Raw genomic sequence first — 25,676 nt, forward strand, 5'->3', positions numbered from 1 at the left:
AGACTAACAAATTATCAGTCTGGCGCTTCCAAATAATGTGAGTTTTATTAATTTTAAGGTTTTTTAAACATAAAATTTGGGGTCTTTAAATATAGCCGACCCCATTTGAATGTGATTGGATTTATGGTCAGGGTCTTTATATAGCTAACCCCGTTTCAATAATTTCTATTTTCTCAGAACTTTTTGCTTTTTGGAATTTCCTAATAATTTTTTTATTTTTTCTCTCTTGATATTTTAATCTTCATAAAAGCATGAGTAAATTTGAAGAAAAGATATATCAAAAGAAAGTAGTCGAAAATTAACTAGCTAAAATTTCTCCCTTCAGGAATTAGGATTTTTACCCGAATTGGGACGTTGTTGCCGACGTTGTTCCCAGCGCCAGAGGAAGACCATTAGGGCAACGATTCCTACTTGGAGAGCTAAACTAGGCAAAGCACTCTCAACATCTCGTCCAGCAAGCACTTGGAAGAAAAAGACAAATGCACCGAGTGAACCAGAAGCACCGAAAGCAATGTAAAAAAATTGTCGTAAGCCGCGATAAGGAGCGGCTATTTCTGCTTTGAGGCTGGCATACTGTTCAGGATTAAGGCGATTTTTCTGATTTTGATCTACCATGATTAAATCATGTTATGCTCTTAGATTGTGTACGCCGATGTGGCTCAGTGGTAGAGCAGCTGATTCGTAATCAGCAGGCCGTGGGTTCAAATCCCATCATCGGCTTTGATGAAAGTATTGCTCAATAGTCAAGTTTGACATAAGTTAATGTACAGTGACTAATTATTTGTTGTCGGTGACAGATTAATGTCGTTGTGACAAATTATTGTCATCAAACCTAGAAATTCGCTTCCATGCGAACGGGAACCTTGGTTATTTGATGAGTCTCTTCCCGAAGAAAAGATGATGATTTAGGTGAACCCGCCTCTACTGACCGCAATGTGAATTATGATTTGAGTACAAAGGTTCTAGTAAAGGTTTTAGAGCCATGAAATACAAAGTCTATGAACTGATTGGCGAAAACTGCATGAGCCAGAAAGCTGGGCAGCAAATCTATGATTTAATTTATCCTCAACTGCAAGCAGGAAAACCAGTAGAGCTAGACTTTGCTGGCGTAAGAAGATTCTTGTCTGTGTTTTTCAATTTTGCCATTAGTCAATTATTACGTGATATCAAAGCCGAAGACTTAGATCGGCTTCTAGTTGTATCTAATCTCAATCCTGTTGGTCAAGAGACCTACGATAATGTGTTTGAGAATGCAAAGCGTTATTACTCAGATCAGCAGTATCGTCAAGCTGTAAATGAAATGATTCTTGAACAATCTGTTTGTTAGTGATGACAGTTAACTACACTGTACAAGCAGATGTCATTGACATCACAACTGATTCCCCCCAAAAAGGGGATATTTGATTTTAGTTGATACAAATGTCTGGTACTGGCTAACATATCCTCAAGCAAGTTCGTCTCTCAATGCGTATCAAAGCATCTATTCAAACTACATCACAGATACTTTTACAGCAGGTGCTACCCTTTGTTGTTCTGGCCTATCTCTAGCAGAATTAGCTCATATTATTGAAAGAGAAGAAAAAAAGCTATCATCTTACAGTTCTAGCAGAATTAACAATAAAGAATACCGCCATAACTACCCCTCACAAAGAGCTAAAGTTGTTTCTCAAGTAAAAGCTGCATGGAATCAAGTCAAGAACATTTATGCTCTTCAAATTAGTGTCCAACTCGATGAAAACACTGTAGATAATGCTTTAACTCAGTTCAGTAATCAATGCTTGGATGGTTATGATTTGTTCATTCTGGAATCAATGAAACAAGAATCAGTCAACAAAATTATTACTGATGATGGCGATTATGTGACAGTGCCAGGAATTCAGGTATTTACTGCTAATCCAGGAGCGATCGCCGCAGCTAAAAATCAAGGCAAACTTATAACTAGATAAGCATTGTCCTAACCAACTGCCAGAAATTACACAGCAGTTACTCGCATCTTCAAAACCCATTGCGTACAGCGCGTTGGCGTACCCTTCAGGATCTTGCTACGCGCAGCCTCTCGTAGAGAAGGTATCGCTTCCCAGACGAATTACGAATTATTTTGGTGGAATTTTCCCGTCATTCTGAGCTTGTTTAATCGCTCGTTTCACAATTAACACCGCCATCTGAGACAAAGAACGCTCCTCTGCATCAGCCAATTGTTGCAGGGCTTCTTTGTCTTCTTCTTCCATGTAAATAGTTACTGTAACTTTTCCCATATCACCATCATAAGCGATTTTGTTTGTTTATATATTTATCACATAATAACACATTAAATAACATAAAGATAGTTTGTTTTTATGTATACTTACAGATAAGTCAAAAGCCAGCCATCAACTTTCTCGGGCGGATGCTGGCTTTTGGCCCCCCTATCACAGGAGACATATACAATGTTAAAGCCTGTTAGCTACAAAACGGATAAACACAGAGCTTATCAACAAGCTTTAGATGATTTCGGCATCACAGAATTACTAGCAAAGCTCAACAACTACTCTGACGCTGACTTTGATAGCACCTGGATACAACCCCAGCAGCAAGAAATAGAAAGTCTAGCTGCAATTCTGGTATCTGGGTTAACTCACAGCATCAATGGTAAGTTGATTGCCAATTATCTCAATCTCATCCGGCACAGTCACCAAGATATAGTCCCAGGTTTGATTAACCTGAAATACCCAGACGCATCTATTGAGCTTCCAGACAACTTTCCTGATGTAGCAAAGACACCCAGATTTTTATATGGCGATCGCTTGCGTTGGCTCTCTGCCCAAAGCGATACTGACTGGGGTGTTGTCATTGGTCGATTTTATAGCTTTGCTTGCGATCGCTGCTGCTGGAGTTGGTGCTACCTGATTTGGTTAACCAAAGATAGCCCTAGTGCTGCTTGGACATCTGCCGATATTGCTTGGGAAGAAGATTTAGAACCAATCAGCGAGGAGACACATTTATGAATCCTCATCCACTCAAGCAGCGAGAGCAAGATTTGATGCAATTCTACAGTTATTGTCAATTGGGTATGACTCCCAAGCAGTTTTACTCCAAATGGCAGGTAAACTACGAACAAATGGCTCAGATTTGCTCTCGTTCCCTGTCCACAGTTCGACGCTGGTTTGCTAGAGGTAAAAACTATCGTCGTCCTATGCCAGCCGATTTATGCCACCTGGCGCTGATGAACTTTTTGCTAGAACACTTTGAGGATATCCCCGAAGAACTGTTGCAAAAGCTTTGTTTTCCAGACAAGAGTGAGTAGAAACTGCATCTAATTGCAATATCAAAATGATATTTCTTGCCAGCCACCATCACAGTAGGCTGGCTTTTATGCTTTTTCTTTTGACTTTTAACTTTTGACTTGGAGCAAAGCGACCATGACTTATCTTGAAAAGCTCAGTCCTTGGTGTATAGTCAGGCTTTTACCTAATATGCAGAACCAGATTGTAGCTCGTTTTCGTCGCCGCAGTGATGCCGAAGCTCATTTACAAGTTTTACGCCGACTCATCCCAAATGTGAATTTTACACTGATTTTCAATGTGGTATTAGAACAGCAAAACCAGACTGCTGTAAAGTAAGTAGCGATGCCTGGGTTGGGCTACGCCAACGCATCCTCTTTTGACACTTGCGACGCATAAATGCGGGGGATTCCAGCGTCACTGACGTTTACAAGTAAACATGAGAAGAACAACGGGAACAAACACAACTGGTATTTATTCGGCGCTTGCCATAACAGAAATATTTTTCAAGTTCCAAACCCGGTAAACTGACGTATATATGGTTCGTGAAACGCCAAAATAATATCTTGCTTGGGTACTCCCATTTCAATTAATCGATTGGCAATTCCAACTTCGGTACCATCATGTTGAATCCATATTTTCCCATCTTTAATTCTATACTGTTTCTGCCGTAGACAGTTGCAACTCCACTTAGCATTCGTTCAGACATTTCAGAGAGAGCTTTATCCATCTGGGTTACTGTTTTACGCGATTCTTCTAGATTGGAAACCAGCGTATTATTAGCTTCTAGCACAGCACGGGTAGTGTTGATTAGGTGGTTGTAAGCTTCAATGGTTAACCCATGTCCTAAATCCAGATTTTCATCAATAGATTTAAGCAAGGCGAGACGAAGTTGGGCTTTGTCAATAGCAGCAGAACCACGAGTTTTTAAAGACATAACACATCCTTTTTTAATAATTCCTTTTTCAACATATAGGACTCCTATTTGATTTTTGAACAATCAAGCTGCCTAGAAGCTTGACATACAAAGCTTGACTTCTCAGTATACTGAGCAAGATTCAAGTAGGATTCCTATAGTGGAGTATCCTTTTGCCTGAGATGGGTAGTTTTGTGGATTTATTTCATTAAAATTTCAACGAAATAATTACGAGTTTGCGTGTGTTTTTACTCATTTTTCATATCGATTTGTTGTTTTAGAATAAGTACAATCAGCAACAGTAATCACAAAATCAATAATTGCGAACGCCGAAATAACAAATGCGTACCCCGAAATAACAATTGCGTACTCCGAAATAACAATTGCGTACTCCGAAATAACAATTGCGTACCCCGAAATAACAAATGCGATCGCCAAATCTATAAATGCCTTGACGTAGCCCAACCCAGGCATCGCTAAAATTACAATTGCATTCTCCAAATCGATAAATGCGTTGGAGTAGCCCAACCCAGGCATCGCCAAAATCACAAACGATAAATTGAAACTGCTACGGGGCGATCGCTAAAATCGCAATTGCAGTCACAAAATCGATAAATGTGTTGGCGTAGCCCAACCCAGGCATCGCTAGATTAACTTTTGATTATGAAAGTAAAATGAACTTATCCTCTACGTAAGCCCCATGATGGTTGTCCCAGAACTCGAACAACAACTCCTTCAGCTTTCACCTGACGATAAATTGTATATTATCCAACTCCTGGCACAAAGCCTGACTACACACAATAACAACACCCAATCTGTGCAAACAAGCAAAATATCAGAATTATTCCGTCAATCCCCCGTGGCTAAATTACCCGAAGAATTTGACCTTACTCGATTACTAAAAACCCTCATTGAGTCCCTACAACCAGCAACTCCAACCGAAATAACAGAATATCCCCTGCCTCAATTTTATGGATGTATCCAAGATGAAACCTTCTTCCGTCATCCCCAAGGACAACAACCAGAACGCGAACCAATCCTGTGAAATTCCTGCTCGATACTAACACCTGCATTATCTATATGCGAGGTAAAAATTCCACTTTAAAACAGAAACTAGAATCCACTGCTACTAAAGATATTGCCGTTTGCTCAATCGTCAAAGCTGAACTATTTTATGGTGCAATGAAAAGTGCCAACCCACAACGTAATCTTACTTTACAACAACAATTTTTAGCCCAATTTACATCACTACCCTTTGACGATTTAGCAGCAACGACGTTTGGAACAATTCGCTCTCAACTAGAAGCATTAGGTACTCCCATTGGCGCGTATGACTTACAAATTGCCGCCATCACCCTGACAAATAACTTAACCCTTATCACCCATAACACTAGAGAATTCCAACGCATTAATAACTTGTTGATTGAGGATTGGGAGATATAGTGATCGCCTAAATCACAATTGCGTTGGCGTAGCCCAACCCAGGCATCGCACCCTTGTTTTACCTGAAACTGCCACTGGGCGATCGCCTGAACAACCTTTGCAACTGTTAGAGTTTGACAAGCAAGCGGCATTAGAGGTACTTTGTCAGGGACAAACTGTGATTCATTTCTGGTGTGATCGCGTGCATCAAAAATTAAGGGACAATCTTAAAAATTATCGTAAATAAGTAGTGATGCTATAATATTTAATACTAATGTCAATTCTGGTACGTATATTCAACCTAAACAAAGACCATCTTATAATTGAATTCTTTGACATAAAATATTTCATGATCAAGCCAGCTTGCAATCCAGGTTCAAGGGTTCGTTACAGAGCAAACATCAAATTATCTAAAGAGCAAGATGAAGAACTTAATATTTCTTCATCACTTGTGTCTGAAACTACTTCTTTACATGGTGCGCTTACAGCATCAAGAAATGATGTGCGTGTCGTGGAGCTTTTTGCTGGAGCCGGCGGAATGGGTGTTGGATTTCTGATGGCTGGGGAGCAAAAAAAAGGATTTAGAATTATTAATTCTGCTGAAATTAACCCAATATATTTAAAAAGCCTCGAAACTAATTATCAAACATTTTACAATAACTCAACCAACCGTATTGAAGACTGTATCCCTTCAGATTTTACTCCTATAGATTTAACTAAAAAACAAGATTTTCAAATTGTAGACGAAGCTGTAAAAAAAGCAGATGGTGTGGATCTTGTTATTGGAGGAACTCCCTGTCAAGGGTTTTCACAATCTAATCGAAGTAATTGGGGTGCAAAGAATACGTATAATCAACTCGTTGAATACTTTATTGAATGTTCTTTAGAATTAGCACCGAAAGCAATTCTTTTGGAAAATGTGCAAGGTATTCTATGGACACCTCGTTCTAATAAAAGTAAGAATAAGCGTAAATTAACAGTAGTTGATTATATTGCAAGAAAATTTACGGATGCTGGGTATGTTCTTTTTCCCGCAGTTCTAGATGCTGCTTGGTATGGAGTTCCACAACACCGGAATAGATTTTTCTTATTGGCATTACATCAAGATTTAGGTTATACAGTTGATCACTTTGGGGAATGGGGAGCATTTCCGTTACCTACACATGGAGCAATGGGTAAATATAACTATGCAACGGTAAAAGAAGCAATTTTCGATCTACCTGTGATTGACAATGGCGAAGTCCGAGTTATTCAGGAGTATGACGAACCTACACAGGAACGATTAATCTCGAATCTGTTTTTGCGTCAAATGCGCCAAATGGCGACTCCAGGTATTATTGAAGGTCACATTGTTTCAAAACAAGCGGATTATGTAATTGATAGGTATAGACATATTCCGACTGGTGGCAACTGGCAAAATATTCGACACATGATGACTAACTATTCTGATATAGAAAATACGCACAGTAATATCTACAGGCGATTAAAGTGGGATGAACCTTCAATTACAATTGGCAATTATCGCAAAAGTATGATAATTCATCCAGAGCAAAATAGAGGATTATCATTGCGAGAAGCTAGCCGTTTACAGTCTCTTCCTGATTGGTTTACTTTTTGTGGTAATACAGATAATTCTAAAGCCTTAGGCATAATGCACAAGCAACAGCAGTTAGCTAATACTGTCAGTTTTCTTTTAACACTAGCGATAGCACAATATATACTAAAACTATAATTTTTGTTTTTGATATTTTTAAGAGCTTGAGGAGATAAAAAATATGGCACAAATAAATACCCTGAATGGAGATAACATTACTAATCTTAGAGAGTATTTGCATGATGAAGAGAATATCTCATACGATGATTTTGAGCAAATACTTCAAACTGCGTCTGAAGTATTAGAAAGATGTTTGGAACCTACACAAATTGGCTATGTTAAGGGATTAATTTATGGTCACATCCAAAGTGGAAAAACATCTATTATTCTGACAACGATGGCTTTAGCGGCAGATAATGGTTTCAATAACTTTGTAGTGATGACATCCAATCTAAATGACATCTATGAGCAAACGCTTGAAAGAATCAAAGGGGCATTAGATAGTTTTCAAGTTTTTGGTAAGACAGAAATTAGACAAACTTCAAGAGCTACTCATGGTTTACCACTTGCTCTAGTTTGTCCTAAATCTCCACGTCGTTTGCGAGATGCTTTAAATATCGTCCAGCTATCAAATTGGCAAAACCAACCAGTTATTATCATTGATGATGAGGCAGATCAAGCTAGTTTAGATACGAATATAAATGACCAAACTAGACCTACAAGTGCAGTAAATAGAGCAATTGTTGATTTAAGAAATCATCTGAATTCTCATACATACTTGCAAACTACCGCTACTCCTCAAGCATTACTATTACAAGATAGTCAAAGTGCTTTCAGACCTGATTTTGTCGTTGTCACTGAACCTGGTACAGGTTATGTTGGTGGAAACTATTTTTTTGATAACAATAACTTTAGTAATTCCGCTCATATCCGTCTAGTACCTGACATTGATCTTGATAGGTTGCGTACTAGCAACCGTATTCCTGATACTGTTATACAGTCAATGTTGCTATTTTTTCTAGGGGCAGCAATTTTAAGAATACAGGGAAATTCTAAAAAATACACCTATTTACTCCATACTAGTTTTAGACAGGGAGATCATCATTTAGCATCAGTATTAGTTGAGAACTTTAAGAATGAATTGATGAACCAGCTTAGACAAAATCCTAATGCTCCAATAACTGGTGTGTCTCCTAATCTCCTAACACAATTACAAAATGCTTATGATAATTTACAACAAACTTTTGTAAATGTTACAATTCCATTATTTAATGATGTTTTAGCAGAAACAGCAAGGCGAATTACCTCTACAGAAGTCATAAAAATTAACTCTGATACCGATGAAGGAATTGGCTCTCTAACACGAAAACATACCCTTTATATAGGTGGTACAAAACTAGGTCGGGGTGTCACTGTCAAGAATCTTCTAGTTACTTACTATGGTAGGGATGCTCAACAACCACAGATGGATACAGTTTTGCAACACGCAAGAATGTATGGATATCGTCAAAATGAATTACCAGCTATTCGTATTTACTTGCCAACTCATTTAGCTCAAAGATTTGTTGATATTCATGTCAGTGATAATTTAGTTAGAGAACAGTGCCAAGCAACTCATTTACCTATTCAGCTTATTCCTTTGATGGGAAGAGGAATCAGACCGACTCGCCGCAATGTATTAAATGAAAATACGGTTACTCTATTAACTTATCAAGGAGGAAGGCAGTATTTCCCTTCATTGCCAATATCAGATCCTAATATTTTGCGTAATCAAACCCAAGAGCTTGATAATTTGCTGTCTACCGCTAAATATTCTAATTTGCAACAACCATATGGAGTAACAATTGATGATATTTTAGAGATTTTGTCTTTTCAGTACCAAACACCTGGATCAAGTCGTACTTGGAATGATGATTTGATTAGGCAAGCCGTTTCTACCCTGCAAGATCAATCTAGATATCAAAACACTGGTTCATTAATTATTGTGAATCGCAAAGCCGATATTGGAAGAAGCCAAGATAGAGACGATCAAGTAGGCGCTGTGTTACCTCCTCATAATAGGAATGCTCCATACAACATTAACCCTAATTATCCAGCATTACTAATGACTCGAAATATTGGTAGCCGGGATAAGGGTTGGTATGGAGTACCTTTCTGGATTCCAGTTATCCGATTTCCAGATGGTAACTATGCGTTTTCTGTAAATGAAAGCTAATTTAAATTTCTTCAGATACCCTAGATAAACAACTTTTGAGCAGTTACTATCTCCTCAAACGGAAAGCGGCAGCGATCGCAACGCTCCTGCTCCCATAAGGCAGGGATTTTAAACCTAGCCCCACACTTAAGACATTTGGAAAGTAAACGCAAATTGTGGCGATGTCTACGACGGGCTACGCCTACGCGCTCACATAAAATCAACAGTAGGAATAACTTTACTGTGCGATCGCACATTTTTGACAACCAGAAAAATTCACGCAATTTTGGGTTGATATGCGATCGCTCTTTTGAACCAGAACCTCGAATTATTCCTCAAATTCAGTTTCGCAAAAAGCTTTTAACAAATCAATACAGTTAGCGATCGCTCCTAAATGAGTAATTTCATAACCGTGGGTATTTTGTGTAGGAAAGGCCAAACACGCAGCACGCCCAACATGACCAAATTTCATTGCAATCGAAGCATCACTACCAAACTGACTTAGTATCGTTAGCTGCACTGATATATCAAGTTGCTTGGCAGATTGGCGCAGTTGTCCATTTAGCCCCTCATCATATATTCCATAAGCATCTTGAGATAAAAGTACAGGACTTTCGCCATCTTTAAGCGGATATTCCTCAGATAATGGACAAATTTCTAAAGCAATCAACGCATCTAAACGCTGATTTTGGGTGAAAAATAGCGCCCCAATTGCTCCCACTTCTTCTTTAGCTGATGCTACTAAATAAACATCGACTACTGGCTGTTTGAGATTTTCAGCCAAAGCTAGCAAAATCGCCACAGAGGCTTTGTTATCCAAAGTGTAACCAGCAATATGATCCTTTAACCGAATTGGACGCTTGCGATGTTTGCCAATTACCATTCTAGTTCCAGGTCGAATACCAGCTGCTTCTAATTGAGCAGATGTCAGCTTCGTTTCAATCCAGGCATTTTCCCACTTCACAGTAGTATCTTCCTGCTGCACTTTTTGGGGTGATTCGTGGGAAACGTGGCGGGAACCAAAGCTGAGAATACCGTTGATAGTTTCGTTATCTCCCAGTAAATCGACAACGCCTTCGCCATAAACCCACGGGAAAGAACCGCCAAGTTTGCTTACTTTGACACGACCTTGATCACCAATACTCTTGACAATTGCACCAATTTCGTCTTTATGTGCTGTAATCGCCATCGCTCGGTCTGGATTTTTTCCTGGAATCTTGGCAATAATATTATCGGCGCGATCGCACCAGACTTCCACACCCAGCGCCGCAAATCGTTGCATCAACAACTGGTTAATCTCAGTTTCTGCACCACTAGGGGAATGGTGCATGACCAATTCTTCAATAATTTCAAATAAGCGATCGTAATCCCACATCAATTAGTTTAGTTTTCAACTGTTATATGAGACAATTGTGCATCAAAAACCCGGTCTGCTAATACAATTGCTGCTCTTTTTTGTTGACGCTTCAGCACTCCTACCGCACCAAAAGCACCAAGGGCTAAAATCCCCAAGTTTATCGCAGGTTCAGGAACAGACTTAGCCTCAATCGCTGCCAATGCAGTGTCTGCTACTAATTTATGAGCAGCGGTGGTTGGGTGGAAATCGTCCCAGAAGAGAAACTTGTTGTTAGCTGGATCGCATATATCTAGCCTAGATAGACAAGACTCAGTTACATTCGTAAAACCTAATGCACTTGTCTGATTAAATAAAGAAAAAGTATCAATAGGGATGATGTTGAGATTTGGGTTTTGACTCAAAGCGCTCACAGTTTGTGCTAAACCCAAGTTAAACTCACTAGTCGATTTACTAAGGGTTGCAGGGTTGCGATCGTCAATTGTAGCTGCTGGGATCTTTCCCAAATCTGACAAGTTAAACACCAAAATATTTTTCGCGCCGACTCCTACCAGAGTATTCAACGCCAAGGATATATTACTGATTGGCGTGGTAGAGTCTTCGGGGTTAAGAAAAAGGAAATCATTCCCACCTCCCCACAATGTATAAAGTGCATTTGGGTCAGCAGTTTGATTATTTGCTTGCAGAGTTCCAGCAAAACCAAGAACTTGTTGGAGTACTCCAGGTAAATTTGGATTAGGAACAACAGCATTACCTGAACCAGAGCTAGCACCACCGAAAGCGAAGTTTATTCCTTGGGTAGGAGGTATGGAAGGAATAGTAGTTAATAAAGTAGGCTTTAAACCTAGCTGCTCTCCGAGATAATCTACCCAAAGCGGCCCATTGGAAAAACGTCCTTCAAAATAAGGTGGGCTTTGAGGAAATGTTTGCCCAGTAGCATTATATATATTGCCTGTATCAGAAAGACTATCGCCAAATACATAAAGTCGATCAAAACTCCCTGCCGAAGCTTTGGTCGGCAACATGAAAGAGAATAGAACAAATCCTGCTGCTACAGCTTGTTTTTTCATATTTGTTTTACCTATGGTCTTTTTAATTTGTTTAAAAGCAATGAAACGGCGATAGTCTAACAACTTACTCTTTTGAGATACTTCCAAACTAAGTACGTCTATTGAGTTAATTTACGTTGTTTTACTTAACTATGCCTCAAAAATTCATCAAACACAGGTAAAAACGCTTAAAACACTGAGATTTACATTTTCTTGATGAAAAATAGGTATATTACAAAGAAATAGCAAAATTTGTCTACTAAAGGGCGGAATTGCCCACTTTTATGCTAATGCTGGACTAACCGCAACTAAATCAGGTAGACAGTTGTAGATACAGCTTTAACTTTGCTTTAATTTCAAAGCCTCAGTAGCCGAAACACCCTCACCCTGAGTACCGAAATACCACAAAGCCGTAGCAGCTTCAGCACGAGTTACTGATTTTTTGGGTTGAAACAGAGTCGTATAACCAAACACCCGCCGAATATTCGATTGTTCGCCATTCTGGTAATCAACCAGCACTGCTCTTAAAGCCTTAGAGTCAATTCGCGCTGCGTCTTGGAAACCCCAGGTTTGTTTGACTGCATCTAAGTTAGCAGAGGGTAAAGCTTGGCGAGTATCTAGGGGTAATTTCCACAGCAGCAACTGTTCCCGTGTTAGAGGTGCATCAGGACGAAACAAAACTACTGTAGAATCTCCAGACAAAGGACTAGGAATTAACCCAGCTTCGGCTAATCCCTGAATTGCTGGGAAATCAGGGTCTTTTGCTGACACATCACTAAAAGCTGGTTGAGTACTTTCCGATGCCAAGCGAATCTGTTTAGCTGGATTGTTGGTATATACAGCATTGTTAGCAGCAATTAGCCAACGGGCATATTCCCGATGTGTAACGATTTTACTGGGTTCAAACTGATTAGTTGTGGTAGTAGAGTTGCTCTTAGTTGTCTTTGTTTCTATAGATAAAACACCTAATGTAGCCAAGTCTTGGATATGTTGCTGCCATTCTTGTGGTACCTTATTCAGATCGTTGAATACCTGAGATTTAGGGGTGGCTATAGGGATTGTTTGGTTATTAGCTGTGCTTGGTGGTTGTGCTGCCGAGTTTGTGGGTGGTATTGGGCCAATGAACTGTGGATTTCCTGGTTGAGGAACGGCGTTAGTAGTTTCGTTAGTATTTGTATTTGGGGTAGGTTGTGGCGTTGCAGTACTATTCGGTACGTAATCAATCAGTAATTCAGTGGCTGTTTGGGGTTGATTAGGTGTGGCGTTAGTAACTGATTTGGGCTGAATGGAAACCTTCAACAGCAAATCGTTGCGACGTGCCTCAAAAGCCCCTCCGGCATCATCTGTAGGTTGTTGTAGAATCTGCCAGTTATTTGTTTGAAACTGGCTGCGATAAAAGCTAGCAATAAAATTACTGGGGTCAGAACTTAACCAACGAGTTGAGATTTTGTTTTCTGAGCCGCTAGCAGGTGTAACTTCCTGTAGTTTGGCATTGGAATATAAGGGGATATCTTTAGGAAAATCAGCTGGTAACTGAACTGCTGATTCATTTTGCTGTGCTTGCGGTTGATTACCTTGAGATTCTCCAAAGACAACTCCATCGCTTTGCAGTTTCGGATCTGCCGCCAAAGATTGCTCAAGGTTTTTGGCGACCGGACTATTAGCACAGGCTGTTAACGAAGTGAGTATAACAGCCCAAATTAGAAATACAGCTGGACGTTTACAGGGAAGCACAGGAAATCACAAATTGAGTTTCAATTCCTACCCTAGCGCAGACTGTCCATTAAATGGAAATGGGGTATGGGGCATGGAGAATAGACAAGGTAGACAAGGGAAAGACTTGTTCAATAATTCTCCGTTATCCCCTCGTGTCTCCTGCTTTCCTCTGACTCTATACATCACCAAAAAACACTACCGACTCACTACGTCTTCTTCCTAAATGTCTATGTTGGTGATGATATCTCCAAAAATGAGTAAACGGTAGCAAAAGCTACCGTATTGTCTTCGTTTTACAGCCATTAGGTTTTGATAATTCCTATGCTTATTTATAGAGTTCCCTAAAATTCTGGAAAACTAACATTTTTGGAAAAAAAACATAAATAAACTTGAAATCCTTGCTAGATAAGAGTTTTATGAGTTGGGAGTTCGTAGTAAGGACTTTAGGATTTAGATGAGGACTAGAGCCACCGACTACAAACCGATCGATACTAGATTGTGAACCAATTTTTCAGAGAGTTATCTAAACATTCAAGTTGTAAAGCAGGTAACTGATTGATAACTGGTCAAAAAACAGTTTAGCTAGCAAAAGCTTGAATCTACTTCCAGATGTACTAGTTGTAACGCGATCGCCAAGCAACTGAAGTGATAAACTAGGAATAAAGCTCCCCTTAGCCTCACCCAAAGAGGGGAATAGACCGAGTTAACTAACACTGGCTGACAATCGATTCTGAAAATTATTCATCTGACGATGGTAATGTGAGTCAGGCAATAGCTGAAAAATGCCAGTGTTATACAATTGCAGGAACTTAGCGTAAGTTGGTTATTCTTGGCGACTGGGGTAATAGGTAAAGCACTCAAGTGTTGCAGCAGTTTCCCTATCTCTAAATTGATTTTCTGGAGAAAGTGCTACTTGTGCTGTCGTCAAGAGTTTATTAACAGCCTCGAAAACAGTGAGTACTTCCTCTAAAAGTGCGTAGTTTACCGCCGTAGGCATCGCCTCTATGTTATCCAAAACTTTCCCTCAATCAACCCATCCCCTGTTATTCTTGGATAGGGCTGTGGTTCTTTTAGGAAAGCTGGAAGGTGCGCTTCGCAAGTTATAGAGGTAGTACAGAGTTGGCTTTGGCTGTTTGTCCCAATGCCTAGTTAATGATTGGCTAGAAGCGAAAAAGACACTTCATCAAATGCACTGGCGGTTGAGAAAACCCTCTACAAACTTGGTCTGAACAGTTAACAGCTTCCTGATAGATTAGATACAATCAGCATCTGTGTTTTCTTGGGCGGTCGCTTGCTCAAAGCGAGTACTCAAATTAACATGGTGCTGGACTAGCCGATTTGACATAGTATTAAAACTTTCACCTGCTGGCTCTGGCGAAAATTTTTGATTCAGGGCAAATTAAGACTTATATTCAAGGGGCTTGGGTGTTTCTTGGAGATGAAGTTAACCAAAAGTGAGCAAAAGGCTGAAAAAGATATATCTGATGTCAAAAACGCAGATCGGATAGGAGTATGAAAATCTAAAATAGATATTAAGAAGAAAAAACAACGACCATCGACAACCGTCAGTCCTTTTTACTTTCTGTAAAGCGTCACCGGGTTGTTACCAGTGCTGAAACACGATTACATGCAAGTTTCCCAGGATCAGCCTATTTATTCTGAGGCTCCACTCCAGCTGTTACTGTTTGTCGATGGACGCCCCAAGTCCCGTCAACAGGTGCAGCGAATACGTGCTTACTTAAAAGAATTGCAGGCTGAGTATAGTTTTGAACTTCAAACTATTGATGTTGGTCAACAACCTTACTTAGCAGAACACTTTAAATTGATAGCAACGCCAGCTTTAATCAAAATTCACCCGGAACCACGACAGGTTTTGGCTGGGAGTAATATCATAGCGCAATTGAAAAACTGGTGGCCTCGCTGGCAAGCAGCTATAGACGCCTATTTGAAATTACAGGAAGACTTACAAGAACGGATAGACGATAATGCTAGGGTGACATCACCCAAATCCACCATCCGTTCAGTTGCTGTTTCTGCCGAACTTATCCGACTTTCAGACGAAATTTTTCGCTTAAAGCAGGAAAAAGATAACCTCCAAGAGCAGCTACAGTTTAAAGATCGGGTGATTGCGATGCTGGCACACGATCTCCGCAATCCCCTAACTGCCGCCGCGATCGCCATAGAAACTCTCCAATCTAACTACAATTTAGAAACAGGCCAATTTCAGCGCCTCAAACCATCCTTGACGGCGCATCTATTAAAACAAGCCCGTAATCAAACTAAGATCATCGATCGGATGATTGCCGACCTTTTGCAGGTAGGTCGTGGCAAAGATACAGAGTTTCCTATATTACCACAAAAGGTACAGCTAGGTAAACTGTGCTTAGATGTACTAGAAGAATTGTGCGATCGCTACACCGCCAAATCTCAAGAGGTGGAAACAGATATTCCCAATGACTTACCTTATGTATATGCTGACCCAGAACGCATCCGCCAAGTGCTAGTAAATCTGTTGGATAATGCCATCAAATACACTCCAGAAGGTGGCAAGATTAGCATTGCCGGATTGCACCGCACTACCCAAAAAGTTCAGTTTAGTATTGGCGATACTGGGCCTGGTATTCCTGTAGAGAATCGCGATCGCATCTTTGAAAACCACTTCCGCCTGCAACGGGATGAAGGTACAGAAGGTTACGGCATTGGCCTTTGTTTATGCCAACGCATCGTTCTGGCACATTATGGCCAAATTTGGGTGGATTCTGCCCCTAATAACGGAGCATGGTTTCACTTCACTTTGCCAGTTTATCCTTCTTAGGTATTGGGCATGGGGCATTGGGCATGGGGCATTGGTAAAAAAAACTGGCAACACTTAATGACAAATGACAAATGACAATTAAGAACTTGAGACAAAGCGATCGCGTCCCCCGGCCTTTGCTTGGTAGAGTGCTTTATCTGCCAGCACGATCAACTCTGAAGGTGAAGATTCCCAAGTTGGGACAACAGTTGCCACGCCCATGCTGAGAGTGACGTGCTGACTCACCGCAGAACCGTCATGAACAATTTGCAAATCTTTGATTCCCGCTTGGATCGCGGCGGCAACGTGAAGTGCGCCAGATGCAGGAGTATATGGCATAATTACAGCAAATTCTTCGCCACCATAACGCGCTACTAAATCCTGATGTTTTTGTGCCTTAAGGCTTAAGACAGCACCCACCTTTTGTAAACATACATCCCCTGCCGGATGGCCATATTTATCATTATAAAATTTAAAAAAGTCGATATCACACAAAATCATTGACAAGGGAAATCCCTCTTGTACGAGATTAATCCATTGAGTATTGAGATAATCGTCAAAGCGGCGACGATTAGCCAACTCAGTTAAGCCATCTACATTGGCAAGGTGATGCAAAGCTTCGTTTGCCGCCTCTAACTGTTTGTATACTTGTGCTTGCTGTAGCAGTCGGCGCAACCGCTGGCGTAATACAGGCCAGTGAATTGGCTTAGTGACATAATCACTCGCTCCCGCTTCAAAAGCACGGTTTACAGATTCCTCATCGTCCAAGCATGTGATCATCAAGATGGGAGTGCGCTCCCATATCTTAGAGATGACCGTATTGTTAAGGGTCGAGTCAGTATCAAAGGTGGCAAGGGCTGAGATTAAATTATTCCTGGCAATCTGGAGCAAGTGTTTACAGCAAGTAAAGCCATCCATCACAGGCATTACAGCATCTAGCAAAACTATATCCGGTTTGATAGTCTCGTAGGCATCTAAACATTGCTTACCGTCATTGACCTCGACCACTCGATAACCTTCTTGTTCCATTGCTTTACGCAACAATACCCGGATGGTCTTGTCATCATCAGCCACTAGAATCAGTGGTGGTTGTTTAGAAACAGAAAATGGGCTTATACCTGACATGAGTTGCCTTCCACTTGCGGGACTATCCTGAAAAAGGCTGTGCAACTCAATCGCATGGGGGCGATCGCTATTTTCATCAATGCCAGGATTTGCGGCAAAGGTGTATCTGGCTTCACAGTCAACTGTTTTTTAACAATGGACAGCCCAATGTTGTTGGGCCAAGCAAGCGGTAGATAAATAAGTTGCATAGACAATCTGTAATTGGAACACGAAGGCAATTGCTACCTTTTTGTTCAGCGATGGTTATGGGAGGAAATGTTACTTTTATATTTCCCTATTGTTAAAGTCAAATTACAATTTTTTTGAGAATTACAAATACACACCTTAATTCTTTAGTTGTGTAGTTAGTTGAGAAACCTAGCGATCCAGAGCAAGGCAATTGCCAAAGTACCCTCAGAAGATAGTTAATACTAAATACTAATATCACCTGACTGAAATTTATTTAGTCTATTCGACAAGGCTTGCTGAGGTTTAGTATAATTACATAAGATTGAGATTCAACTTACTTTAAAGCTTTATTTTCAAGTGACTCCATAACTATTTCGTTCTAGCCATTAACCGCCCAGAACTACAGTTTTGCAGATCATACTCAATTCTGTTTTAACGGACTAAACCGCGTCTACCTTGAAAACCGTAGTTTTTTGGAATTAGGTTAAAGCTCAGAACTCAAGCCACAACCGAATAATACACTCTCCTTAAAAACTCCAGGTTTCAAAATGGACGGGGTTTATAACCTTTTGTCAGTCGTTTTTAGACGAATGAGTGCTATTAAACTCAGAATAAATTCTGAGGCAGATTAAAATGAAATCGCGCTGTAAGTCGTTCTGGGCTAATAAATGAAGTTAAATTTTATTTAATTAAGTTCAGTATATCTATTTATCTAAAAAATAGACTGTTCTTTTGGAAAGATAGCAATTTAGTAGCTAATATTATATGTTACTACTATATACTAAATTAAGATTAAAATTTTGAACAACTAATCCTCTAACTGCTTTACAGACAGCACATAAAACTGCTATCTTTTTGAATACACAAACAAGGAAAAGTTATTACAAAAATAATCTAAACCTATTGACATTCGCTAATTTTTTAAAATGCCAGACTCATTAATGTATCAGCAGGATAATTTTGTTGTTCTCGAAACAAACCAACCAGAACAATTTATGACACCATCAGAGTTATTAGAAAAGCTCAAAACAACTCTTCAACAACTCGTAATTCAAGATTTGCCGCCTGACTTGCAAAAATTTGATACTGTGGAAGCTCAAGCACAATATTTACTTGACACTAGCTGCAAATTAGATATTAGCCCTGGGCAATATTTACAGTGGTACGCAGTTCGTTTAGAAAAGTAAGTTTTTGCTTAAGTGCATAAGAGAAGCCCAAAAATTTTAAGATTTTAAGTAAAAGTTGCTACCCAGATTTCCGACTTTTTGAAGAAGTCGGGGATGTAAATCGTGGTTAAGGGAATTCCAAAAAGAATAATTACTAATTCATAATTCATAGTTAAAGACACTGTACAGTAGGCCACACAATCATCAAAAATTTAGTGGTCAAGAAGAGAATAGAGAGTACAAGAGCTACCACTAATTGTAATTATGAATTATTAATTATGTTGACTGTTGCAGAAATATGGGTAACAACAAGTCATAAAGGAATGAAGTTTGGGTAACGATAATTTTTGCTCTTGACTATTGACTACTGACTAGTGATTCTTTTTGAGTATTGATTAGCGCTAGCTCAATTGTATTTTCAGATGGCTGCGTTATTTGAATTTCCAATCCAGGTCCAAAATAATTGGTCATTTTTTCATGCTTTTTTTGCCATACATCAATTGGTATTAGCGGTGAATCAAATTCTAAAATTAGAGCATAGCTCCCATTAACTTCTGTTTCTCGTAACCCTGTGACTGTTGGCCGTTCCTGGTCAGTGGGACTCAAACCCAGAAAAGAAAGTGTTGTATCTAGATGAGAATCTTGACCGTAGCAATATCGGGTGATGTCTTTGCGAATTTTATTTTGCGTATCAGTTGCTTGCTGCTGGCGCAGTATCAATGCTGATGGTGACGTAGTTTGGGTAAATGGTACTGGCTTAAGTTCATTAGCTTTTAGCGCCAGTCCTCCCAATAATAGAGGAATCCCGTAAAAAAATCCGACAAGATTGAGTGTGGCATTATTATCAGCATAGGCGACGAAGCCAATGATGGTTAATATGCCGCCGATAGTTAGACCGAGTGTTCCCAAAGAGATTTGGCGTAGCATGAGCTTAAATTAGTATAAAGTCTGAATACCTTAGTTTTATTATCATCGGCTATGAGCAACAAATTAGGAAAGAACATCGTCCCCAAGGGCTAGTAATTCAACTAACCCTAAATTGCCATATTCAGGCGGTTAGAAACCGCACGCCAGTTGCTAAAGAGACGGAAGGGAACACACCAAGAGCGAACAAGTCAGGCATTTTTGCCCAAACCACTGGCTTCGTTTAAACGAGACTTTAGCCACCTTTGTCTTTGTGGTTTTCAAACACTAAATTTTTCCTTAGTCTACATTCGCGCAGCATCTCGTAGGGAAGGCAAGTGGCTCTAAGTTGACTACTAAGGGCGTAGAGTGTCCCAGAATATTAGATTTTGAGTTAACTTTAAATTTAAAGGTAGTTAAAGATAGGAAAAAAATAATGGATCTACAGACTATAAAAGAACGAATTGTCGCAGTTCAAAGTAAACGCGATTATCTATTAAGCTTACTGGAGCAACCAAACCTGGGAACTTTGAGAATTGATGTAAATCAGGCTTTGGAAGAACTGGATGAACTAATTGATGAATTTACACGCACCATTCCGGTAGAGTAGAAATAATCAAAAATTACGTCGGTTTAACCTCAACTTCAGGCTAGACCGACGTTATTCAGTAGTATCATGTCTTCAAATCCCCAGAATTGAACTAAGCCTGAGTTGGCGAAGCAATAATCACTGCATCATTTATCCTGCCACTGAACCATCTCCTGCACGCTGACCTAACTGCCTAACTAAAGCAATAAGTTCGCTTGTAGGGACATCTTTCTTGCAAACGTCATCAAAGCTAGACATTGCCTTTGTACCGTGAAAATTTACGTCTTCCACTGATGAGTAAGCAAGTATCTGGGTGTTCGGAGATATAGCTTTAATGTGACTAGACGCACTCCACCCATCCATGACTGGCATCTGTAAATCTAGAACAATTACGTCAGGATGGCAACGTTTAACCATTTCTATAGCTTCTTCACCATTACTGGCTAAACCTACTACTTGAATATTTTCCTGGCAAGAAAAAACCAATTGTAAGGTTAAGCGAGTCAGTTCGTGGTCATCAACTACTAAAACACGCAAGGTAGAAAGCTCGCAGGATAACATTAACATTGAGGGGAAAGACAAATTTATTTAGAATAACCTCTCCAGTTTATGAGAACAAGTGCCAGCACTGACTCTATCCTATGGTTGAATAACTTGTATGAACCTATGACAAACAACTTAGACAACTACTCAAAAAATTCAATTTTTCTAAAAAAACTAAGTTGAGCTAGTTGTCAAGGTATAAGAACTTATTTTTTAATCAATCAGGTTGGGACTACACCAGTTGAGCGTAATGCCATGTTCATGAGAATTTTTTGTGAATTAGCTTCTGGAGAATCATCATAAGGACGCCGTTGAATGTAAGTACCATCAGCTTGTAATTCCCAAGCTTGGCGATTATCTGCGAGCATAATTCCCATAATTTCTTGCAAATCTTTAGCAATATCTGGGTCTTTTACTGGAGTAATTACTTCGACTCGGCGATCCAGGTTGCGGCGCATCCAGTCAGCACTGCCGATATATATCTCCTCCTCTGTATTGTTATGAAAATAATAAATCCGAGAGTGTTCTAAAAAGCGACCGACAATACTGATAATGCGAATGTTTTCACTAATGTCTTTGATTCCTGGGCGTAAACAACAAACACCCCTGACAATTAAATCGATTTCTACTCCGGCGCGGGAAGCTTCGTATAAAGTGGCAATAATTTCTGGATCGACTAGGGCATTCATTTTGGCAACAATGCGTCCAGAAAATCCATTTTGAACATTTTCAATTTCGCGGCGAATTAGTGCTAAAAAGCGATCGCGCATATTCACAGGCGCAACCAGCAACTGTCGATAAGATTTTTGTAGGGAATATCCTGTTAAGAAATTAAATAAATCTGTAATGTCAGCACCCAATTCTTCACGGCAACTAAACAATCCCAAATCTGTATACAGTCGTGCCGTTTTCTGGTTATAGTTACCAGTGCCAATATGCACGTAGCGACGTATCCGGTCTTTTTCGCGCCGTACCACCATGACGGTTTTACTATGGGTTTTTAGCCCGACTAAACCATAGACGACATGAACTCCAACTCTTTCTAGTCGTTTTGCCCAGTAAATATTATTCTCCTCATCAAATCGCGCCTTTAATTCCACCAGCACAGATACCTGCTTGCCATTTTCGGCAGCAGCAATTAAGGCGTTGACGATGGGCGAGTCACCAGAAGTCCGGTAAAGGGTCATCTTGATGGCTAACACATTCGGATCGTAGGCAGCATGGGTAATAAAGCGCACCACTGTAGCCGAAAAGGATTGATAGGGATGGTGTACTAGTAAATCCTTTTCCCGAATTACAGCAAAAAAGTCTTTTCCTTCATCCGTCTCCAGCGCATCTGGGTCTAAACTCGGTTCTCTCAGCCTTTGCAGGCGTAACGGTACAACAGATTGGCGTGGTGGATCTTTGAGTTCCGGCAATGGTAAGGACATAAAGTACATTAAATCCCGCAGTCCCAAAAGACCATCTACCTCGTAAACATCACTTTCTGTTAATTCCAAATCATGTAATAATCGCGATCGCACTATTTCCGGAGTCTGGGATTGAATTTCTAGCCGGACTGGACTACCACCTAGGCGCCGTTTTCGCAATTCCTGTTCGATCGCTAACAACAAATCATCTGCTTCATCTTCTTCTAAGACCAAATCGGCATCACGGGTAATGCGGAACGGATGATATTCTTGAATGTTCATCCCTGGAAATAGTGATTCCAAGTTATGAGCGATCGCCTGTTCTAAAGGTACTCCAGTCCAATGGGCAGGTTTTTCGCTGTTCTGATCTCCCAACTCAGGCGGTATCGGTAAAAATCGTGGTAGAACACTAGGGACTTTGATTCTGGCAAAGAATTCTTCTTCGGTGTCTGGGTTCTTGACCACAACAGCCAGATTCAGACTGAGATTAGAAATAAAAGGAAAGGGATGACTAGGATCAACAGCCAGAGGTGTCAAAACTGGAAAAACTTGTTCCTCAAAATAGCTGTTGAGATGAGTCCGCTGCTTTTGATTTAAATCTATGTAATTCAGAATATGAATGCCATGATTTACTAGTAGAGGACGAAGTACTTCCTCAAAATGTTGGTGCTGTTTCTGAAAGTGGGGAGTAAGGGTAGACCTAATATCGTCTAGTTGTTGTTGTGGTGTGCGACCATCGGGAGTTAACAGGCTAACTTTTGCCTCTACTTGTTGCTTTAAGCCAGCAACGCGCACCATGAAAAACTCATCCAAATTAGAGTTAAATATTGCCAAAAACTTGAGGCGTTCCAGAAGAGGCGTGCGATCGTCACAGGCTTCATGTAAAACCCTGGCATTAAATTCTAACCAGCTTAACTCTCGGTTAAGATAATATTGTGGATCGCTGAGATTGATGGGGGTAGCGCTTTTCTTAGATTTTGCCATAATGACCTAAAGGCAGGCAGATGTAGCCCATTGAACTGGGGGACAATAAATATAGTAAGTTAAATGGTGCTTGAGCAAAACGCTAAGGCAATTTTTGGCTGTGCTTATTCTCTACCTCGCTACTGGTAAAGGACAGACATCATACTTAAATCAAAAATCTATTTGTATTTAAATAACTTTAGTCAAAGACCGAAAAATTTACTTGTGTAGGCACGAAAGCCAATATGACTAAGAAATTTTTGGGTTTGCGCGATCGCCTTGGGTATCTTCCAGATAATCACCCTACCCACTCAACCTATAACTAGATTTTATAGCCGTTTTCAATTTTGTGGAATATGGTATTGGCGTCTATTTATGTGCCCTTTCAAAATATTGCATCCATACAATAACTGCGATGAGCCTGGGGATTCAAATCGTTGCCCACAGCATATTAACCATAAAGATGCACTTAAGATTTAGCAAAGATATGACATAGCCATATCTGACAAGTTTTAACGAATTATTAAGCAGTGTTTACAGAGGATTGGGGTGTTGGAAGCAGTCTAAAGCCTTACCTCCAGTACTTTCTGAATTTAGTTTTCCAAAATCTGAAATTTGGTAATCATTGCCACAACTTTTATACAGACACTGAGTAGATACAATTCTTGCTGCAACTCTATTTTTATGAGGTTTATGAAGCTTTTTTTCAGATCCACACCAACAATCCCATCTATTAGTTTTTTTAATTTATGACCGCCGGAATTTTTTTAAATTTCAGTATTATTACTAGGATATTTTTGGGAGGCAATGGTTATATTGAGAACGTAAAGAGAAACAACACGGGGAGTTTGTTAATCATGAAAATTTCTGCGATCGTTAAAGGAAGCATCTGCTTGTTAGGTTTGGTTGGCGTTAGTAATATCCTGGCTGCACCAGCAAGTGCAGGGCAAGCTTCTGCTCGGGGTGCGGTTACAGTAGTTAGACCATCAGGTTCTTCTCTCAGCGTCAGTGGTGAGTTGGTTGGAGCTACGGGTACGGACTTTACTGCACTAGATGTTGTTGTTGTTGGTAATACTGGTCCAGGTACAAACCAAGAAGTTGTCACAGGCCTCACATTAACCCCAACAGTTGGAACAGCTTCAAGCACACCTCCCACCACAATTGCAGCAGCTATTGCAGCACAGATTGCTGCCACTCCTGTTACAGCTGTTGAAGATTTAGCAACCCTTGTCAGAGCAGCTGGTGTTGGTGGCGGTCTAGAGTAGATTGTAATTTTTGCCTTGTAATTACTTACAAAATTTTTGACAACTGACAGAACAGTTGAATAAATCAATAGTTCATAGGGAAAAGAAATAGCAATGCTATATCTGTTCCCTATATTTATTTTGTGGCTCAGATTCCCGACTTCTTCAAGAAGCCGGGAATCTTGTTGTTCATCTTGTCCCTCGTTGCCTCGTTCCCAGCATTGGTGTCAACTTAAGCTAAAAGCTATATCGAGCAAGGGTTGTACGAATCCCCACGCCCTCATCCCCTAACCCCTTCTCCCTCAGGGAGAAGGGGAATTTAATTTCTAGCTCCCCTCTCCCTGAGGGAGAGGGGCTGGGGGTGAGGGCAAAACGTTGTCACAAAACGGGTTTCACGTTAAGTTGACACCAATGGCGACACGAGAGCCTTTGTTTATTGGGCGCTCATGTTGCCCACCCCACAATATTGGATAATTTATTTCTTGGAGTTCCCTAATGATTTGCTATGCAACTCCTCATCATCTTTTTACATAGCTTTAGTGATATCAATATAAACCCTGAAACTCTCACTAAATATTGAATAGAGAGCTTGCGTAAAAATACGAAGCCTCAAAATGTCCATTTTTCACAAAACGCTCCCAACAAAGGTTTTATATTTTTATACACTGAAAGAATAAAAGCCAGATAACAAAAGGTTCTGCCTCGACTTCTGCTGGCCGATGCATATTCTGCATTTCCAAGCAAAATCTGGAAACGAGCCTAAGGCGAGAAACATGAGGAGTTTATAAAACATGAATAGCTTATCCAACAAATTGTCTATAATTCTTCGGGGAAGTATTTGCTTGTTAGGTTTAGTGAGTGTAGGAAATTTTTTAGCAGCACCAGTAAATGCACAACAAGCTACTGCTATTGGTGCTGTTACTCTTATTAGACCTTCTGGTAGTTTTCTCAGTGTCACTGGCGAGGTAACTTTACCTTCTGGCTCTTACTTTAATGGAGGTGTAACAATTTCTCCTACCTATGGAGGCATCGCAGGTGGAAATGACGAAACCATAACTAGTCTAACTATAACCCCAGAAGGAATTCAAACTAATGCACTCTATACCCCAAACCCATCTATTAATACAATAACTAACTTATTAAATAATAGTACTTCTGTTGAAGATTTAACAGCTATAATCCGAGCAGGGGCTGGTAATAATGGCTTGGGTAGTTTAGATTAAATATAATTGACAAATTAAAAATTTTAGATGCCTGAATTATTTAA

General features: G+C 40.0%; 27 protein-coding genes, 1 tRNA gene and 1 pseudogene. 16 read left to right on the top strand and 13 right to left on the bottom strand.

The annotated features are described in order from the left end of the window. Positions 1–321 precede the first annotated feature (321 nt). Positions 322–615: a DUF3493 domain-containing protein gene (locus HWQ40_RS31925; RefSeq protein WP_292785948.1), complete on the bottom strand. Its 294-nt coding sequence runs from the start codon at positions 613–615 to the stop codon at positions 322–324. A gap of 33 nt (positions 616–648) precedes the next feature. Here HWQ40_RS31925 and HWQ40_RS31930 point away from each other — a divergent pair. The 3 genes from HWQ40_RS31930 to HWQ40_RS31940 all read left to right on the top strand — a co-directional run bounded on the left by HWQ40_RS31930 (position 649) and on the right by HWQ40_RS31940 (position 1,946). Beyond that, positions 649–720 (top strand) — tRNA-Thr (locus tag HWQ40_RS31930). Positions 721–982: 262 nt separating this feature from the next. Beyond that, on the top strand, positions 983–1,327 hold the full coding sequence (locus HWQ40_RS31935) for an STAS-like domain-containing protein (protein ID WP_292785950.1): 345 nt from the start codon (positions 983–985) through the stop codon (positions 1,325–1,327). Positions 1,328–1,400: 73 nt separating this feature from the next. After that, positions 1,401–1,946 carry a PIN domain-containing protein gene (locus HWQ40_RS31940; protein ID WP_292785952.1) on the top strand — a complete coding sequence of 182 codons (546 nt, stop codon included), beginning with the start codon at positions 1,401–1,403 and terminating at the stop codon, positions 1,944–1,946. A gap of 147 nt (positions 1,947–2,093) precedes the next feature. Here HWQ40_RS31940 and HWQ40_RS31945 read toward each other — a convergent pair whose 3' ends face one another. After that, positions 2,094–2,255 carry a ribbon-helix-helix protein, CopG family gene (locus tag HWQ40_RS31945; protein ID WP_292785953.1) on the bottom strand — a complete coding sequence of 54 codons (162 nt, stop codon included), beginning with the start codon at positions 2,253–2,255 and terminating at the stop codon, positions 2,094–2,096. 171 nt (positions 2,256–2,426) lie between these two features. On the opposite strand from HWQ40_RS31945, the gene HWQ40_RS31950 reads away from it, so the two are divergent. The 3 genes from HWQ40_RS31950 to HWQ40_RS31960 all read left to right on the top strand — a co-directional run bounded on the left by HWQ40_RS31950 (position 2,427) and on the right by HWQ40_RS31960 (position 3,599). Then, positions 2,427–2,984, top strand: coding sequence for a hypothetical protein (locus tag HWQ40_RS31950; protein WP_292785954.1), 558 nt, complete (start codon positions 2,427–2,429; stop codon positions 2,982–2,984). After that, positions 2,981–3,283 (top strand): helix-turn-helix domain-containing protein, encoded by a 303-nt coding sequence (locus tag HWQ40_RS31955; protein WP_292785955.1) that lies wholly within the window; start codon positions 2,981–2,983, stop codon positions 3,281–3,283. Before HWQ40_RS31950 ends, HWQ40_RS31955 begins: the two co-directional genes overlap by 4 nt. Before the next feature lie 115 nt (positions 3,284–3,398). Then, positions 3,399–3,599, top strand: coding sequence for a hypothetical protein (locus tag HWQ40_RS31960; protein WP_292785956.1), 201 nt, complete (start codon positions 3,399–3,401; stop codon positions 3,597–3,599). 167 nt (positions 3,600–3,766) lie between these two features. On the opposite strand, the pseudogene HWQ40_RS31965 reads toward HWQ40_RS31960, so the two are convergent. Both HWQ40_RS31965 and HWQ40_RS31970 read right to left on the bottom strand, forming a co-directional pair. Then, positions 3,767–3,913: pseudogene (locus tag HWQ40_RS31965) on the bottom strand (element excision factor XisI family protein); the annotation flags it as partial. Beyond that, positions 3,850–4,197: a hypothetical protein gene (locus HWQ40_RS31970; protein WP_292785958.1), complete on the bottom strand. Its 348-nt coding sequence runs from the start codon at positions 4,195–4,197 to the stop codon at positions 3,850–3,852. The pseudogene HWQ40_RS31965 and the gene HWQ40_RS31970, both read right to left, overlap by 64 nt. A gap of 679 nt (positions 4,198–4,876) precedes the next feature. On the opposite strand from HWQ40_RS31970, the gene HWQ40_RS31975 reads away from it, so the two are divergent. The 5 genes from HWQ40_RS31975 (at position 4,877) to HWQ40_RS31995 (ending at position 9,407) form a co-directional block, all read left to right on the top strand. Further along, entirely contained in the window at positions 4,877–5,221 is a 345-nt protein-coding gene (locus HWQ40_RS31975; RefSeq protein ID WP_292785959.1) for a hypothetical protein, read from the top strand. After that, positions 5,218–5,619, top strand: a complete 402-nt coding sequence (locus tag HWQ40_RS31980; RefSeq protein ID WP_292785960.1) for a type II toxin-antitoxin system VapC family toxin — start codon at positions 5,218–5,220, stop codon at positions 5,617–5,619. The genes HWQ40_RS31975 and HWQ40_RS31980 overlap by 4 nt, the downstream gene beginning before the upstream one ends. Continuing rightward, positions 5,600–5,845, top strand: a complete 246-nt coding sequence (locus HWQ40_RS31985) for a hypothetical protein (RefSeq protein ID WP_292785962.1) — start codon at positions 5,600–5,602, stop codon at positions 5,843–5,845. The genes HWQ40_RS31980 and HWQ40_RS31985 overlap by 20 nt, the downstream gene beginning before the upstream one ends. A gap of 102 nt (positions 5,846–5,947) precedes the next feature. Beyond that, positions 5,948–7,330, top strand: coding sequence for a DNA cytosine methyltransferase (locus HWQ40_RS31990; RefSeq protein WP_292785964.1), 1,383 nt, complete (start codon positions 5,948–5,950; stop codon positions 7,328–7,330). A 43-nt stretch (positions 7,331–7,373) separates the two neighbouring features. Continuing rightward, positions 7,374–9,407 (top strand): Z1 domain-containing protein, encoded by a 2,034-nt coding sequence (locus HWQ40_RS31995; protein WP_292785966.1) that lies wholly within the window; start codon positions 7,374–7,376, stop codon positions 9,405–9,407. A gap of 307 nt (positions 9,408–9,714) precedes the next feature. Here the strand turns inward: HWQ40_RS31995 and HWQ40_RS32000 are convergent, their stop codons facing one another. From HWQ40_RS32000 to HWQ40_RS32015, 4 genes are all read right to left on the bottom strand, one after another. Further along, positions 9,715–10,761: a M42 family peptidase gene (locus HWQ40_RS32000; protein ID WP_292785968.1), complete on the bottom strand. Its 1,047-nt coding sequence runs from the start codon at positions 10,759–10,761 to the stop codon at positions 9,715–9,717. Between the two features lie 8 nt (positions 10,762–10,769). Next, a complete protein-coding gene (locus HWQ40_RS32005; RefSeq protein ID WP_292785970.1) occupies positions 10,770–11,810 on the bottom strand; it encodes an SGNH/GDSL hydrolase family protein in 1,041 nt (346 codons plus the stop codon). 318 nt (positions 11,811–12,128) lie between these two features. After that, positions 12,129–13,523 (bottom strand): S-layer homology domain-containing protein, encoded by a 1,395-nt coding sequence (locus HWQ40_RS32010; RefSeq protein ID WP_292785972.1) that lies wholly within the window; start codon positions 13,521–13,523, stop codon positions 12,129–12,131. 805 nt (positions 13,524–14,328) lie between these two features. Then, positions 14,329–14,520 carry a hypothetical protein gene (locus tag HWQ40_RS32015; protein WP_292785973.1) on the bottom strand — a complete coding sequence of 64 codons (192 nt, stop codon included), beginning with the start codon at positions 14,518–14,520 and terminating at the stop codon, positions 14,329–14,331. Positions 14,521–15,114: 594 nt separating this feature from the next. Between HWQ40_RS32015 and HWQ40_RS32020 the strand changes: the two genes are divergently transcribed. Next, positions 15,115–16,320 (top strand): histidine kinase, encoded by a 1,206-nt coding sequence (locus tag HWQ40_RS32020; RefSeq protein ID WP_292785974.1) that lies wholly within the window; start codon positions 15,115–15,117, stop codon positions 16,318–16,320. Positions 16,321–16,398: 78 nt separating this feature from the next. On the opposite strand, the gene HWQ40_RS32025 is transcribed toward HWQ40_RS32020, so the two are convergent. After that, a complete protein-coding gene (locus HWQ40_RS32025) occupies positions 16,399–17,424 on the bottom strand; it encodes a PleD family two-component system response regulator (RefSeq protein ID WP_292785975.1) in 1,026 nt (341 codons plus the stop codon). Beyond that, a complete protein-coding gene (locus HWQ40_RS32030; RefSeq protein WP_292785977.1) occupies positions 17,412–17,612 on the bottom strand; it encodes a hypothetical protein in 201 nt (66 codons plus the stop codon). The genes HWQ40_RS32025 and HWQ40_RS32030 overlap by 13 nt, the downstream gene beginning before the upstream one ends. A 906-nt stretch (positions 17,613–18,518) precedes the next feature. Between HWQ40_RS32030 and HWQ40_RS32035 the strand changes: the two genes are divergently transcribed. Next, positions 18,519–18,779 (top strand): chlororespiratory reduction protein 7, encoded by a 261-nt coding sequence (locus HWQ40_RS32035; RefSeq protein WP_292785979.1) that lies wholly within the window; start codon positions 18,519–18,521, stop codon positions 18,777–18,779. 336 nt (positions 18,780–19,115) lie between these two features. On the opposite strand, the gene HWQ40_RS32040 is transcribed toward HWQ40_RS32035, so the two are convergent. Further along, positions 19,116–19,685 carry a DUF2854 domain-containing protein gene (locus tag HWQ40_RS32040; RefSeq protein ID WP_292785981.1) on the bottom strand — a complete coding sequence of 190 codons (570 nt, stop codon included), beginning with the start codon at positions 19,683–19,685 and terminating at the stop codon, positions 19,116–19,118. Between the two features lie 412 nt (positions 19,686–20,097). On the opposite strand from HWQ40_RS32040, the gene HWQ40_RS32045 reads away from it, so the two are divergent. Next, positions 20,098–20,271, top strand: coding sequence for a hypothetical protein (locus HWQ40_RS32045; protein ID WP_094348556.1), 174 nt, complete (start codon positions 20,098–20,100; stop codon positions 20,269–20,271). 129 nt (positions 20,272–20,400) lie between these two features. Here HWQ40_RS32045 and HWQ40_RS32050 read toward each other — a convergent pair whose 3' ends face one another. After that, on the bottom strand, positions 20,401–20,817 hold the full coding sequence (locus HWQ40_RS32050; protein WP_094348557.1) for a response regulator transcription factor: 417 nt from the start codon (positions 20,815–20,817) through the stop codon (positions 20,401–20,403). Between the two features lie 197 nt (positions 20,818–21,014). Further along, on the bottom strand, positions 21,015–23,186 hold the full coding sequence (ppk1, locus tag HWQ40_RS32055) for a polyphosphate kinase 1 (protein WP_292785983.1): 2,172 nt from the start codon (positions 23,184–23,186) through the stop codon (positions 21,015–21,017). Positions 23,187–24,022: 836 nt separating this feature from the next. On the opposite strand from ppk1, the gene HWQ40_RS32060 reads away from it, so the two are divergent. Both HWQ40_RS32060 and HWQ40_RS32065 read left to right on the top strand, forming a co-directional pair. Further along, on the top strand, positions 24,023–24,430 hold the full coding sequence (locus HWQ40_RS32060; RefSeq protein WP_292785985.1) for a hypothetical protein: 408 nt from the start codon (positions 24,023–24,025) through the stop codon (positions 24,428–24,430). A gap of 770 nt (positions 24,431–25,200) precedes the next feature. Beyond that, a complete protein-coding gene (locus HWQ40_RS32065; RefSeq protein WP_292785987.1) occupies positions 25,201–25,632 on the top strand; it encodes a hypothetical protein in 432 nt (143 codons plus the stop codon). The last annotated feature ends 44 nt before the right edge of the window (positions 25,633–25,676 follow it).

This window comes from Nostoc sp. NMS9, assembly GCF_017114995.1.
GTDB lineage: Bacteria > Cyanobacteriota > Cyanobacteriia > Cyanobacteriales > Nostocaceae > Nostoc.